Origin of the sequence: Roseibium litorale, assembly GCF_014842915.1 — a bacterium.
GTDB classification, from domain to species: domain Bacteria; phylum Pseudomonadota; class Alphaproteobacteria; order Rhizobiales; family Stappiaceae; genus Roseibium; species Roseibium litorale.
This window is the reverse complement of the sequence record NZ_JACYXI010000016.1, coordinates 34,638-47,740: the sequence shown is the minus strand read 5'-3', so window position 1 is coordinate 47,740 and position 13,103 is coordinate 34,638. Positions and strand designations below refer to the sequence as shown.

Here is a 13,103-nt window from a genome sequence, read left to right as displayed (position 1 = left end):
GGCAAACGGGGCGAGCCTAACAGGGATGGAACGCGCTATGGCAAGGCTGCCCGGCGCCGCTGCGGGCGGCGAGGACACCTTTCCGAAGATTTTGCTGCGCAATGCGCAGCGCTTCGGAAACCGGACTGCGGTCCGGCAAAAAGATTTCGGTATCTGGCAAAGCTGGACCTGGTCTGAAGTCCGCGATGAGATCAGGGCCTTGTCCCTGGGGTTGAAGGACCTGGGACTTGCGGCAGGCGACAAGGTCGCTATCGTCGGCTCGAACCGGCCCCGCCTCTACTGGTCCATGGTCGCTGTCCAGGCGCTCGGTGGCATCCCCGTTCCCGTTTACGCAGACTCGGTCGCCGAGGAAATGGCCTATGTGCTTGGCCATGCGGAAGTGCGTTTCGCGGTGGTCGAGGACCAGGAGCAGGTCGACAAGCTGCAGTCGATGGGCGAGCAGGTCCCGACCCTGACGGATATCGTCTACGACGAGCCGCGCGGCTTGCGTGACTATGATCACGGCCATCTTCATGCTTTCGAAGGTGTCCAGGAGCGCGGGCAGCTGGTTCTTGCTCAAAGACCGGAAGCAGCTGCCGAATGGGAAGCCGGGTTCGCCGAGGAGCAGGGTGCCGATATTGCGGTGATGCTTTACACCTCAGGCACCACGGGCCGGCCGAAAGGGGTGATGCTTTCCTTTGACAATCTGGTCATTTCCGCCCGCAATGCAAACGCCTTCGACAAGCTGGACGAGACCGAAGAAACCCTCGCCTATCTGCCGCTTGCCTGGATCGGCGATCACGTCTTTTCGCTCGCCCAGGCCTATCTGGCTGGTTACTGCGTGAACTGTCCCGAGAGCATGGACACCATCGACGTCGACAGGCTCGAAATCGCACCAACTTATTTCTTCGCACCGCCGCGGGTGTTTGAAAACATGCTGACGGCTATCATGGTGAAGATGGAGGATGCCGGCCGGGTGAAGAAGAAGATGTTCGACTTCTTCATGGGGGTCGCCCGCCGGGCCGGCGAGAAGATCCTCAATGGAGAAGCTGTCCCGGCAAAGGACCGTCTGCTCTATGCGCTTGGCGAGTTCTTCGTCTATGGGCCGCTCAAGAACCGCATGGGTCTGACCCGTCTCAAGGTGGGCTATACGGCGGGGGAGGCGATTGGTCCCGAGATCTTCCGGTTCTACCGGGCGCTTGGCCTGAACCTGAAGCAGCTTTATGGCCAGACGGAAGCGAGCGTCTACATTACACTTCAGCCGGACGGCGAGATCTACGGCGATACGGTCGGCAAACCCGCTCCGGAGGTCGAACTGAAGATCGCCGAAAATGGCGAAGTGCTCTACCGCTCTCCCGGCACCTTTGTCCGGTATTACAAGAACGACGAGGCCACCCGCTCCACCAAGACCGAAGACGGCTGGGTGTTCACGGGCGATGCCGGGTTCATTGCGGACAACGGCCATCTCAAGATCATCGACCGGGCGAAGGACGTCGGCAAGCTGACCGACGGGTCCCTGTTTGCGCCGAAATACATCGAGAACAAGCTCAAGTTCTTCCCGAACATCAAGGAGGCCGTGGCCTTCGGGCATGAGCGGGACAAGGTCGGTGTGTTCATCAACATTGATCTGACCGCCGTCGGGTCCTGGGCAGAGCGTAACAATGTGAATTACGCGAGCTATCAGGAGCTGGCTGCCCATCCGGACGTTTACCGGATGATCGAGAGCCACGTGGATGAGGTGAACCGGGATCTTGCCAGTGAGCCGATGATGGCCGGGGCGCAGGTGCAGCGATTCCTGATCCTGCACAAGGAGCTCGACGCGGATGATGGCGAGCTGACCCGGACGCAGAAGGTCCGCCGCTCTTTCATCGCCGAGCGCTATGCGCCGCTGATCGAAGCCCTTTATGACGGGTCTTCCTCCAAACATGTGCGCACTGAAGTGACCTTCGAGGATGGCCGTGTCGGCGCCATCGAGGCGACGGTCGAAATCCGGAGCATGGCCACCCACGTGCCCTCTGGCTCCACGCAGGAGGCTGCCGAATGAACGCCATCGTCAGTAATCTTGCGCAGCCTGCGGGGCAGGCCCCGACCAAGGAACGTGACCTGCTGCTGCGGGTCGACAACGTCTCCCTGTCCTTCGGCGGGGTGAAGGCCATCACCAATATTTCCTTCGACATTCAGAAGGGGGAAATCCGGGCGATCATCGGTCCGAACGGCGCGGGCAAGACCTCGATGCTGAACGTGATCAACGGCTTCTATCATCCTCAGGAAGGCACCATCACCTGGCGCGGCGAAGTGCGCCGCAAGATGAAGCCCTATGAGGCCGCCAGCCAGGGCATTGCCCGCACGTTCCAGAACGTGGCGCTGTTCAAGGGCATGACCACTTTGGACAACATCATGTCCGGCAGGTCGCTCAAGATGCACCGCAACTTCCTATGGCAAATGGCCTGGTTCGGCCCGGCACGCCGGGAAGAGATCGAGCATCGCCGCAAGGTCGAGGACATCATCGATTTCCTGGAAATCCAGGCCATCCGCAAGACACCGGTCGGCAAGCTGCCCTACGGGTTGCAAAAGCGGGTGGAGCTGGGACGGGCACTGGCCATGGAGCCGGAGCTTCTGCTGCTCGACGAGCCGATGGCCGGCATGAACCTTGAAGAAAAAGAGGACATGAGCCGCTTCATCGTCGACGTCAATCAGGAGTTCGGCACCACAATCGCCCTGATCGAGCATGATATGGGCGTCGTGATGGATCTGTCCGACCGGGTGGTCGTGCTGGATTACGGCAAGAAGATCGCTGATGGCCCGCCGGAGGAAGTGCAGGCAAGCCAGGCGGTGATCGACGCCTATCTCGGCGTGAGCCACTGACGGGGGGAATGCAGATGCTCTACGATATTTTCATCGGACCCTTTGTCCAGATGGTCGAAATGCCGGACTTCTTCCTCCAGGTTCTGTGGGAAGGCTTTGTCGCCGGAATTCTCTATGCGCTGATCGCGCTTGGCTTCGTCCTGATCTTCAAGGCGTCGGGTGTCTTCAATTTTGCTCAGGGCATCATGGTGGTGTTCGCGGGCCTGACATTGGTCGGGTTCTACGAAAGCGGCGTGCCCGCGCTGCTGGCCCTGCTTCTGACCATCGGGGTGATGGGGGCGCTGGCCTATGGCATCGAGCGGTTCGTCATGCGGCCGCTGGTCAACCAGCCGGATATCATCTTGCTCATGGCCACCATTGGCCTGACCTATTTCCTGATCGGTCTCGGTGAATTCGTCTTTGGCGGCGAGCCAAAGCGCATGATCGCCGAGGAATTGGGACTGCCGACAGGATCGACGGCTTTCGAGATGGGCGAGCGGGGCCTGGTTATCCTTCAGCACATCGACATCGCCGCAGCGGTGATTGCTATCCTGATGGTGACGGCGCTCGGTATCTTCTTCAACAAGACCCGCATCGGTCGTGCGTTGCGCGCCGTCGCCGACGACCATCAGGCCGCTCTGTCGGTGGGCATTTCGCTCAATCAGATCTGGGCCATCGTATGGTTCGCCGCAGGGCTTGTGGCCCTTGCGACCGGCATCATGTGGGGCGCACGGTCCGATGTGTCCTTCGCCCTCGAAATCGTCGCCTTCAAGGCGCTGCCCGTTCTCATTCTTGGCGGGTTCACTTCCATCCCCGGCGCCATCATCGGCGGCCTGATCATCGGCTTCGGCGAGAAGATCGGTGAAATCTACTGGGGCGGACTTGTGGGCGGCGGCATCGAGTCGTGGCTTGCCTATATCATCGCGCTGATCTTCCTGCTGTTCCGTCCGCAGGGTCTGTTTGGCGAACGCATCATCGAGCGGGTGTAAGCACATGTTCTATCGCGAAGCCGGCCAATTCAAAACGAGCTACGAAGCCGATCAGGCGCTGTTCCCGATCCGTCAGGACCGGATCGGCCTGGCTGTCATCCTGCTGATTGCCTTTGTGGGCATTCCGCTGACAGCGAACGACTTTGTCCTGACGTCGATCATGATCCCGTTCCTGGTCTTTTCCCTGGCCGCCATCGGGCTCAACATCCTGACCGGTTTTGCCGGGCAGCTCTCCCTGGGAACTGGCGCTTTCATGGGCGTCGGCGCTTATTCGGCCTATAAGCTGACGTCTCTCTTCCCGGAGGTGAACGTCATCGTCATGGTGCTGTGCTCCGGGTTCTTCTCGGCGGCCATCGGTGCCGTGTTCGGCTTGCCGAGCCTCCGGATCAAGGGCCTCTATCTTGCGGTCACCACGCTCGCCGCCCAGTTTTTCCTGGAATGGTGCTTTATCCGCATTCCGTGGCTATACAACTACAACGCATCCGGCGCGATCGAAGTGCCAAGCCGTGACATGTTCGGCATCCTGATCACAGGACCGGAAGCTACGCCTCTGACCCGCTATTTCATTGTTTTGGCCATCACGTCCGTCATCGCGCTGTTGATGGCGAATGTGCTGCGCGGCCGGATTGGCCGGTCCTGGATGATGATCCGCGACATGGACATTGCCGCCGAACTGATGGGCATCCGCCCGCTGCAGACCAAGCTGCTGGCCTTTGCCGTCTCGTCCTTCATCTGCGGTGTTGCCGGGGCCATGATGGTGTTCTTCTGGCTGAGCGCTGCGGAGCCGTCGTCCTATTCGATCAAGCTGTCGTTCCAGATCCTGTTCATGGTGATCCTGGGCGGTCTCGGCAGTCTGTCGGGGGCCTTCATGGGCGCAGCCTTCATCTGGATCCTGCCGGTAATCCTGAAATTCGTGCCGGGCATGATCGGCATCGATGTTGAGGCCGCAACGGTTGAGCATCTCACCTTCATGATCGTCGGCGCGCTGATTATCTTCTTCCTGATCGTGGAGCCACACGGATTTGCCCGGCTCTGGCAGATCGGCAAGCAAAAGCTTCGGGTGTGGCCGTTCCCTTATTGAACGGCAGCGCTCACGACACGCCATCCGGACAACGGGCCCGTCCGGGGAGGAGTGGCGCAACAATGGGTCCGGTGGCTTGGAGTGCTGCTTCAGCCGCAAGGGAGGAATTGGATGACGTACTTGAAGCATCTCGCGCTTGGCACTGCCGCCGCGCTCATCATGGGAGCATCCGGTAGTTTCAGCCAGGCTGTGGCGGAAGACACCAACTATGTGCCGCTTCTGACCTACCGGACAGGTGCCTACGCTGGCTCGGGCGTTCATATTGCAAATGGCATGCATGACTATCTGGCCATGCTGAATGAGCGCGACGGCGGAATCGGCGGCGTCAAGATTGCCATCGAAGAATGTGAGACCGGCTATGACGCGCAGAAGGGCGTCGAGTGTTACGAGTCCACCAAAGGCAAGAACGCGCTGGTCTATAACCCCTATTCAACCGGCATCACTCTTCAGCTGATCCCGAAAGCGGGTGTCGACAAGATCCCGATGCTGTCCATGGGCTATGGCCTCTCAGCCGCAGCTGTCGGCAACACCTTCCCCTGGATCTTCAACGTTCCGGACACTTATTGGGACGGTGCGTCGGTTGCGATCAAGTACATCGGTGAGCAGGAAGGCGGTCTCGAGAAGCTGAAGGGCAAGAAGATCGGCTACATCTTCCTGGACGCAGGCTATGGCCGTGAGCCGATTCCGCTGCTTGAGCAGCTTTCCCAGAAGTACGGCTTTGAGCTGCTGCAATACCCGGTTCCGGGCAAGGAAATGCAGAATCAGTCGTCTCAGTGGCTGAACATCCGCCGCGACCGTCCGGACTATATGGTTATGTGGGGCTGGGGTGCGATGACCCCGACGGCGGTCAAGGAAGCGGTCAAGACCCGCTTCCCGATGGAGAAATTCATCGGCGTGTGGTGGTCGGCTGGTGATGAGGACGCCGCTGCCGGTGGTGAAGCAGCAAAGGGTTACAAGGCGATGAACTTCTCGGGCGTTGGCTCGGATTTCAAGGCGCTTGACGACATCAAGAAGCTGGTGATTGATGCTGGCAAGTCCCAGACAGAGCCGAGCAGCTTTGCGTCCACGCTGTATAACCGCGGCGTTCTCAACTCGGTGATTATCGCGGAAGCCATCCGCAACGCTCAGGAAAAGACCGGCAAAAAAGCTTTGACGGGCGAGGACATGCGTATTGGCCTCGAATCCTTGAATCTCACTGCTGAGCGGCTTGCTGAAATCGGCCTTCCTGACTTTGCCCACCCCATGAAGGTGACCTGCGAGGATCACGCGGGTAGCCATCCGGTCTTCATTCAGGAATGGGATGGCAAGCAGTGGCAGCGGGCCAGCGGCTGGATCGAGCCGATGACCGATGTCGTCCGTCCGCTGCTTGAAGCGGCTGCGAAGGACTATGCCGAAAAGAATGCGCCCTGGCCGGCGCGCACCGAAGCCTGCCCGAACTGACCGGGCGGCCTGACGCAACAGGTTCTTCCGCCCGGCTCTCCCGGGCCGGGCGGAAGAACGGACACTCGCAAGCCGGAGCGCACAGACCATGCAGACCCAGGAAATGACACGGACAAAGGAACCTGCTTCTGCTGGTGACACGATCCTGTCGGTCAACAATATCGAAGTTATCTACGACCACGTGATCCTGGTGCTCAAAGGGGTTTCGCTGACCATTCCGCGCGGCGGGATCGTTGCACTTCTGGGCGCGAATGGCGCGGGCAAAACGACCACGTTGAAAGCGATCTCAAATCTGCTTGGTGCAGAGCGCGGCGAGGTGACCAAGGGTAAGATTGTCTTCAAGGGCGACGAGGTGCAGGCGCTTTCCCCCAATGATCTGGTCCGCAAGGGCTGCATTCAGGTGATGGAAGGCCGCCATTGCTTTGGTCATCTGTCCATTGAGGAAAACCTCCTGACCGGCGCCTATACCCGCAAGGACGGGGCAGCGGCGATCAAGGCCGATCTTGAGATGGTCTATAATTATTTCCCGCGGCTCAGGGAGCGGCGGCAAAGCCAGGCGGGCTACACCTCTGGCGGGGAACAGCAGATGTGCGCGATTGGCCGCGCGCTGATGAGCCGGCCCGAAATGATCCTGCTGGACGAGCCTTCCATGGGGCTTGCGCCGCAGCTGGTCGAGGAAATCTTCGAAATCGTGAAGCAGCTCAACGAGCGGGAAGGCGTCTCCTTCCTGCTGGCCGAGCAGAACACCAACGTTGCGCTGCGCTATGCCACCTACGGCTACATTCTGGAGGCTGGCCGCATCGTTCTGGACGGGGATGCGAAAGCCCTGCGGGACAACGAGGACGTCAAGGAATTCTACCTGGGTGTCGGCGGCGAAGGGCGGAAGTCCTTCCGCAATGTCAAACATTACAAGCGAAGAAAGCGTTGGCTCGCCTGACGGGCAGACCGGAGAAGGACCATGAGCACAGACATGTTTGAAGCGCGCGACCGGTGCGATCCGGCGCAGCGTGAGGCGGATCTTTTTGCCAAATTGCCGGCGGCCATTGCCCATGCACAGGCGACCGCGCCTGGCTGGGCAAGCCATCTGGCTGGCGTCGATGCTACTGCGATCACGAGCCGTGACACGCTCGCGGCTCTCCCTATTCTGCGCAAATCCGACCTGATGAGGCTGCAGAAGGAGCAGCCCCCCTTCGGCGGGTTCCTGTCCGGCGGGCTTGCTGGTGCGGAACGCGTCTTCATGTCACCAGGTCCGATTTTTGAGCCGCAGCCTTCGGGATCCGATCCCTGGAACGGGGCACGGGCGCTGCATGCAGCCGGGTTCAGGTCCGGTGATCTGGTCTTCAACGCCTTCGCCTATCACCTGACCCCTGGAGGATTCATTCTGGACTGCGGTGCGAGAGCGCTTGGCTGCACGGTCCTGCCCGCAGGCGTCGGCAATACGGATCTTCAGCTCGAAGCGATCGAGGTTCTGAAGCCGAGCGCCTTTGTCGGGACGCCTGACCATCTCAAGATCCTGCTCGACAAGGCTCAGGAAATGGGCCGCGATGCCTCTTCCTTCAAGCGGGCACTGGTCTCGGGGGGCGCCCTCTTCCCCTCTTTGCGCAAGGAATATGCGGACCGTGGGGTCGACGTCTCCCAATGCTATGCTACGGCTGAGCTGGGTGTGATTGCCTATGAAAGCTCTGCCCGTGAAGGGATGATCGTCAATGAGGACTATATTGTCGAGATCGTCCGCCCTGGAACCGGAGAGCCGGTTGCCGATGGGGATGTCGGCGAACTGGTGGTGACCAGCTTCAACAAGACCTATCCGATGATCCGCTTTGGCACCGGAGATCTATCGGCCGTGCTGCCGGGTCTTTCTCCCTGCGGGCGGACCAACCGGCGGATCGGCGGCTGGATGGGCCGTGCGGATCAACGCACCAAAATCAAGGGCATGTTCGTTGACCCTGCCCAGATTGCAGAACTGGTGAAGGCTCATCAGGAAGTGACCAAGGCCCGGCTGGCTGTGACCCGCAAGGGCGAAAGCGATGCCATGACCCTTTCCGTGGAAGTGGCAGGGGGCACACCTTCGTTACTGGAGGCGGTCGGTCTGACCTTGAAGGCCGTCACGGGGCTGAAAGGGGATGTTCAATTTGTCGATCCAGGCTCTTTGCCGAACGACGGCAAGGTGATCAGCGACGAGCGGACTTATGGTTGATGCTTGCGTTTGCCTGCGGCATTCCGCCCATTGGCTTTAAATCCTGGCGTGCTTGATCTAAAAGCTGAATAACAGCGTAAGGATAAGCCGCACCCTGTTGGTGCGGCTTGTCGTTTCAGCCCTATTGCGCAGCCACGGACATCCTATGATCGATCACGCAGCAACCACCGTTTCTCCTGAACAGGAACGGGAGTTCCAGAAGCTGGCCCTTCCTGATGGCCATCCCCAGGTGAAATCCGGCAAGGTGGGCGTTCTTCTTGTCAATCTCGGTACGCCGGATGGCACGTCCTTCTGGCCGATGCGGCGCTATCTGCGTGAGTTCCTGTCTGACAAACGCGTCATCGAATGGTCACGTTTCTTCTGGTATCCGATCCTTTATGGCATCGTCCTCAACACCCGGCCGAAGAAGTCTGGCAAGGCCTATGAGGAAATCTGGAACCACGATCTGAACGAATCTCCGTTGCGCACCATCACACGCAGCCAGTCGGACAAGCTGGTGGAGCGTATGGGAGATGGCGGTGGCCGCCTGAAGATCGACTGGGCCATGCGTTATGGCAATCCGTCTATCCGCTCGCGTCTGGAAGCGCTCAAGAATGACGGCTGTGACCGTATTCTGGTCTTTCCGCTTTATCCGCAATATGCGGCAGCCACGACGGCAACGGTGAATGACGAAATCTGCCGGGCGATGCTGGAAATGCGCTGGCAGCCGGCCATCCGCACGGTTCCGCCTTATCATGACGACCCGGTCTATGTGACCGCATTGGCGAAGTCTGTCGAGCGCCACTTGGCGAACCTCGACTTTGAACCGGAACTGGTGCTGACCTCTTACCACGGCATTCCGCAGTCCTATTTCAAGAAGGGCGATCCCTATCATTGCCACTGCATGAAGACGACGCGGCTGATGCGGGAGGTGCTTGGCTGGAGCAAGGAAAAGCTGCGGGTCACCTTCCAGTCCCGCTTTGGCCCGGAAGAATGGCTTCAGCCCTATACGGACAAGACAGTGGAGCAACTGGCGAAGGACGGCGTGAAGCGGATCGCGGTGATGAACCCGGGCTTTGTCGCCGACTGCCTGGAAACCCTTGAGGAAATCGCAGGCGAGGCTGGCGAGATCTTCGAGGAACACGGCGGCGAGCACTTCACCCACATTCCCTGCCTCAACGACAGCGACCTGGGCATGGACGTGATCGAGCATGTCGTCCGCCGGGAACTGGGCGGCTGGATCTGAGAGGTCCAGATATCCTTCCCTTACGTCTTCAAATCCCCAGCTGAATTTGGTGCCATCTTCCCGTATAAGGAGGATGGCACTGTGCTTTCAGGGCTGTGTCATGGACTTGCCATCGCGCAGACAGTAGGAAGTGTCCTTGGTTTTGTGTGCCGGTTCTAGGCACGGCGGAGGGTTTTCCATGTCACAAGAGTTTTTCGGGTTCGACATCGTATTGATTGTCCTCGCATTCCTGGCGATTCTCGTCATTTTTGCGGGCGTAAAGACCGTCCCTCAGGGCTACAATTTCACGATCGAGCGTTTCGGACGGTACCGGAAGACACTTTCCCCTGGTCTGAACTTCATCATCCCCTTCATCGACCGCATTGGCCACAAGCTGAACATGATGGAGCAGGTCCTGGATGTTCCGTCCCAGGAAGTGATTACCCAGGACAACGCCACCGTCATGGTGGATGGCATCACCTTCTATCAGGTGCTGGATGCGGCACGGGCTGCCTATGAGGTGCTAGGCCTTCAGAACGCGATCCTCAATCTCACCATGACCAACATCCGTTCGGTGATGGGCTCCATGGCGCTTGATGAGCTGCTGTCCAATCGTGACGAGATCAACACCCGGCTTCTGCACGTGGTGGACGCGGCTGCCGAGCCCTGGGGTGTGAAGGTCACCCGTATCGAAATCAAGGACATCAATCCGCCGAAAGATCTGGTGGATTCCATGGCCCGTCAGATGAAGGCAGAGCGCGACAAGCGCGCTTCCATTCTGGAGGCCGAAGGCAAGCGCCAGTCGGAAATCCTCAAGGCCGAAGGCCAGAAGCAGGCACTCATTCTGGAAGCGGAAGGCCGCAAGGAATCCGCATTCCGGGACGCGGAAGCCCGTGAGCGTGCGGCAGAGGCGGAAGCCAAGGCGACCCAACTCGTCAGCGAGGCCATCGCCGGCGGAAATGTCCAGGCGATCAACTACTTCGTTGCAACGAAATACGTGGAAGCGTTCAAGGAACTGGCGAATTCCCGCAATCAGAAGACGTTGATCCTGCCCATGGAAGCAAGCGCCCTGCTGGGTTCGCTTTCCGGTATCGGTGAGATCGCCAAGGAGGCGTTCGGCTCTGCTTCCCCGGAAGGCGGATCTTCACCTGCCCCACGTCCCGGCCGGGTGCCGAGCACCGGCCGTCCGGAGAATGACGCATGACTTTAATCGCCAAGGTTTTTGCGGAGCTCGGACCGTGGAACTGGTGGATCGCAGGTCTTCTGCTTCTCGGTCTCGAAATTCTTGCGCCGGGGTCCGTATTTCTTTGGTTCGGCGTGTCGGCGATCCTGGTCGGCACCCTCGCATTGTTTGTCAGCCTCAGCTGGCAAACCGCTGTCGTCATTTTTCTGGTTCTGTCTTTCGTGACCCTGTTCACGGGCCGCCGCCTTATGGCACGGCTTGCCTCGGAGCGGGGCGATCCAGGCCTGAACAAGCGCGGCAGCCGCTACGTGGGGCGGACTTTCGTTCTCGATGAGCCGATTGAGCAAGGCACTGGCCGTCTTTCGATTGACGACACGGTCTGGCGGGTTTCCGGACCAGATCTACCCGCTGGAGCCCGCGTGCGCGTGGATGCTGTTGAGGGTGTCAGGCTTGCCGTTTCCGCAGTCTGACAGTCTGCGGATCAGCAAAATTCAAGCGCCGTGACTTAGAGCTTGTGCCCCGGCGGAACCGGCGGGGCCTCTGCCTTCAGCAGGATGCCGATACGCCGGTTTGCGGCAAGGTAGGGGTCGTTAGGGAACATGGGTTCCGTATCCGACTTGCCGATTACAGCAGCGAATTGATCATCCGGCACGCCATATTCGTTCAAGATCTGGCGGGCGATGTTGGCGCGCTCGGAAGACAAGTCCCAGCCTGTGTAGCTCGGATCGGTCGTTTGCTGGCCAGCCGTCGTATGGCCCGTGATTTCAATCCGGTTTGGCATACGGGAGAGAACGGGTGCCATCTTGGCCAAGAGCCGGCGGGTGGTCTCGTAGGGGTATTTTGATCCTTCCCTGAACATGGACCGGCCATCCTGATCGACCAGAAGGATATTGAGGCCTTCTTCCGTCTCTTCAAGGATGATGTTCGTGGAAATCTCGGTGATTTCCGGCATTTCCTGCCAGGCCTGGCGCAGGGAGGCCGCGGCGGTCGCAAACTGGCGCGGCTTCTCGATATCCGCTTCCATTGTGTCGTAGGTGTTCGCTTCCGGACCCTGCTTTGTCCGCTGGTCATGGCGCTCCGCGGAGAAATCTGAATCCAGCTCCTGATTCACTTGGGAAACGTTTTTCATATATTCGCGGACTGGAATGCCCTCGATCTCGATGATGCCATTCCGCTTGGAGGTTTCCTTGACGCCGAAGGCTTCGCGCATGGAGCCGGCAACGACCTGAAGCTTCTGTTTGTCCTGGATAGAGAAGGAGATGATCAGAACGAAGAAGCAGACGAGCAGGGACATGAGGTCGGCGAATGTCACCAGCCACTCGGGAGCACCTCCGCCTTGAGGTTTCTTTCTTGCCACGGTCTATTTCTCCGTTCAGCCCGAGGTCAGGCGGCCTCTTGCATGGTCGCGCGGACTTTCTCGGGCAGATAGGCGATCAGCATTTCCTTGATCAGAGCAGGGCTCTTCGATTCACGGATCTGCAGCACACCGTCAATGATCAGCGTCTGGTTGATTTCCTCGACGTCGAATTTGGCATCCAGCTTGTCCACCAGAGGCAGACAGATCACGTTTGAAATGAGCGCGCCGTAGAGGGTCGTCAGCAGGGCGACGGCCATGGAGGGGCCGATGGCGGAGGGGTCATCCATGTTGGCAAGCATCTGCACCAGACCAACCAGTGTCCCGATCATCCCGAACGCGGGTGCGGAGTCCCCCAGAGCCTTCATGACGCGTTTGCCTTCCGACAGGCGGGAGAGCTGCAGATCGCGCTCGCGTTCCATGGATTCACGGATGAAGTCCAGTTCATAGCCGTCAGCGATGTATTGAACGCCTTTCGCAAGCGTCGGATCTGACACGTCGACATTTTCCAGGCCCAGCGGACCGGACTTGCGGACGATTTCGCCAAGATGGGTGATTTCGTTGATCAGGTCGCGTGGGCTGGGACCCTTGCCAGCGAGGGCCACTTTGAAGCCGGTGCCGAAAGCACTGCCTACATCCGACAGCTGGAACCGGATCAGGGTCGCCATGATCCCGCCGCCGAACACGATCAGGATTGAGGGGATGTCAACGAACTGCCCGAAGCTGCCGCCCATGAAAATGGCGACGACCACAATCCCGAAAGCACCGACAATGCCGACAATTGTCGCCAGATCCATAACGCACACCAAAATTCAGGGCGGGAGGCCCGTTG

Annotated in this window: 12 protein-coding genes; 10 read left to right on the top strand and 2 right to left on the bottom strand. The window is 59.5% G+C overall.

Annotated elements, in window-relative coordinates:
- The first annotated feature begins 37 nt into the window (after positions 1-37).
- The 10 genes from IG616_RS19935 (at position 38) to IG616_RS19890 (ending at position 11,387) form a co-directional block, all read left to right on the top strand.
- Positions 38-2,023 carry an AMP-dependent synthetase/ligase gene (locus IG616_RS19935; protein ID WP_246476336.1) on the top strand — a complete coding sequence of 662 codons (1,986 nt, stop codon included), beginning with the start codon at positions 38-40 and terminating at the stop codon, positions 2,021-2,023.
- Positions 2,020-2,844 (top strand): ABC transporter ATP-binding protein, encoded by an 825-nt coding sequence (locus IG616_RS19930; protein WP_192150171.1) that lies wholly within the window; start codon positions 2,020-2,022, stop codon positions 2,842-2,844. Before IG616_RS19935 ends, IG616_RS19930 begins: the two co-directional genes overlap by 4 nt.
- Before the next feature lie 14 nt (positions 2,845-2,858).
- Positions 2,859-3,812, top strand: coding sequence for a branched-chain amino acid ABC transporter permease (locus tag IG616_RS19925; RefSeq protein ID WP_192150169.1), 954 nt, complete (start codon positions 2,859-2,861; stop codon positions 3,810-3,812).
- 4 nt (positions 3,813-3,816) lie between these two features.
- Positions 3,817-4,893 carry a branched-chain amino acid ABC transporter permease gene (locus tag IG616_RS19920; protein WP_192150167.1) on the top strand — a complete coding sequence of 359 codons (1,077 nt, stop codon included), beginning with the start codon at positions 3,817-3,819 and terminating at the stop codon, positions 4,891-4,893.
- A 111-nt stretch (positions 4,894-5,004) separates the two neighbouring features.
- Positions 5,005-6,333 carry an ABC transporter substrate-binding protein gene (locus IG616_RS19915; RefSeq protein WP_192150165.1) on the top strand — a complete coding sequence of 443 codons (1,329 nt, stop codon included), beginning with the start codon at positions 5,005-5,007 and terminating at the stop codon, positions 6,331-6,333.
- Between the two features lie 103 nt (positions 6,334-6,436).
- Positions 6,437-7,270, top strand: coding sequence for an ABC transporter ATP-binding protein (locus IG616_RS19910; RefSeq protein ID WP_192150163.1), 834 nt, complete (start codon positions 6,437-6,439; stop codon positions 7,268-7,270).
- Positions 7,271-7,291: 21 nt separating this feature from the next.
- Positions 7,292-8,530: a phenylacetate--CoA ligase family protein gene (locus IG616_RS19905; protein ID WP_192150161.1), complete on the top strand. Its 1,239-nt coding sequence runs from the start codon at positions 7,292-7,294 to the stop codon at positions 8,528-8,530.
- Positions 8,531-8,675: 145 nt separating this feature from the next.
- Complete coding sequence (hemH, locus tag IG616_RS19900; RefSeq protein WP_192150159.1) at positions 8,676-9,755, top strand: ferrochelatase; 1,080 nt, start codon at positions 8,676-8,678, stop codon at positions 9,753-9,755.
- A gap of 178 nt (positions 9,756-9,933) precedes the next feature.
- Positions 9,934-10,938 (top strand): SPFH domain-containing protein, encoded by a 1,005-nt coding sequence (locus tag IG616_RS19895; protein ID WP_192150157.1) that lies wholly within the window; start codon positions 9,934-9,936, stop codon positions 10,936-10,938.
- A complete protein-coding gene (locus tag IG616_RS19890; RefSeq protein WP_192150155.1) occupies positions 10,935-11,387 on the top strand; it encodes an NfeD family protein in 453 nt (150 codons plus the stop codon). Before IG616_RS19895 ends, IG616_RS19890 begins: the two co-directional genes overlap by 4 nt.
- 35 nt (positions 11,388-11,422) lie before the next feature.
- Here IG616_RS19890 and IG616_RS19885 read toward each other — a convergent pair whose 3' ends face one another.
- Positions 11,423-12,274, bottom strand: a complete 852-nt coding sequence (locus tag IG616_RS19885; RefSeq protein ID WP_192150153.1) for a flagellar motor protein MotB — start codon at positions 12,272-12,274, stop codon at positions 11,423-11,425.
- A gap of 26 nt (positions 12,275-12,300) precedes the next feature.
- A complete protein-coding gene (locus IG616_RS19880) occupies positions 12,301-13,068 on the bottom strand; it encodes a motility protein A (protein WP_192150151.1) in 768 nt (255 codons plus the stop codon).
- Between the last annotated feature and the right edge of the window lie 35 nt (positions 13,069-13,103).

Coding starts and splice junctions, on each gene's coding strand:
- IG616_RS19925 (WP_192150169.1), top strand. CDS start 2,859: ATGCTCTACGATATTTTCATCGGACCCTTTGTCCAGATGGTCGAAATG.
- IG616_RS19930 (WP_192150171.1), top strand. CDS start 2,020: ATGAACGCCATCGTCAGTAATCTTGCGCAGCCTGCGGGGCAGGCCCCG.
- hemH (WP_192150159.1), top strand. CDS start 8,676: ATGATCGATCACGCAGCAACCACCGTTTCTCCTGAACAGGAACGGGAG.
- IG616_RS19880 (WP_192150151.1), bottom strand. CDS start 13,068: ATGGATCTGGCGACAATTGTCGGCATTGTCGGTGCTTTCGGGATTGTG.
- IG616_RS19890 (WP_192150155.1), top strand. CDS start 10,935: ATGACTTTAATCGCCAAGGTTTTTGCGGAGCTCGGACCGTGGAACTGG.
- IG616_RS19935 (WP_246476336.1), top strand. CDS start 38: ATGGCAAGGCTGCCCGGCGCCGCTGCGGGCGGCGAGGACACCTTTCCG.
- IG616_RS19905 (WP_192150161.1), top strand. CDS start 7,292: ATGAGCACAGACATGTTTGAAGCGCGCGACCGGTGCGATCCGGCGCAG.
- IG616_RS19920 (WP_192150167.1), top strand. CDS start 3,817: ATGTTCTATCGCGAAGCCGGCCAATTCAAAACGAGCTACGAAGCCGAT.
- IG616_RS19910 (WP_192150163.1), top strand. CDS start 6,437: ATGACACGGACAAAGGAACCTGCTTCTGCTGGTGACACGATCCTGTCG.
- IG616_RS19895 (WP_192150157.1), top strand. CDS start 9,934: ATGTCACAAGAGTTTTTCGGGTTCGACATCGTATTGATTGTCCTCGCA.
- IG616_RS19915 (WP_192150165.1), top strand. CDS start 5,005: ATGACGTACTTGAAGCATCTCGCGCTTGGCACTGCCGCCGCGCTCATC.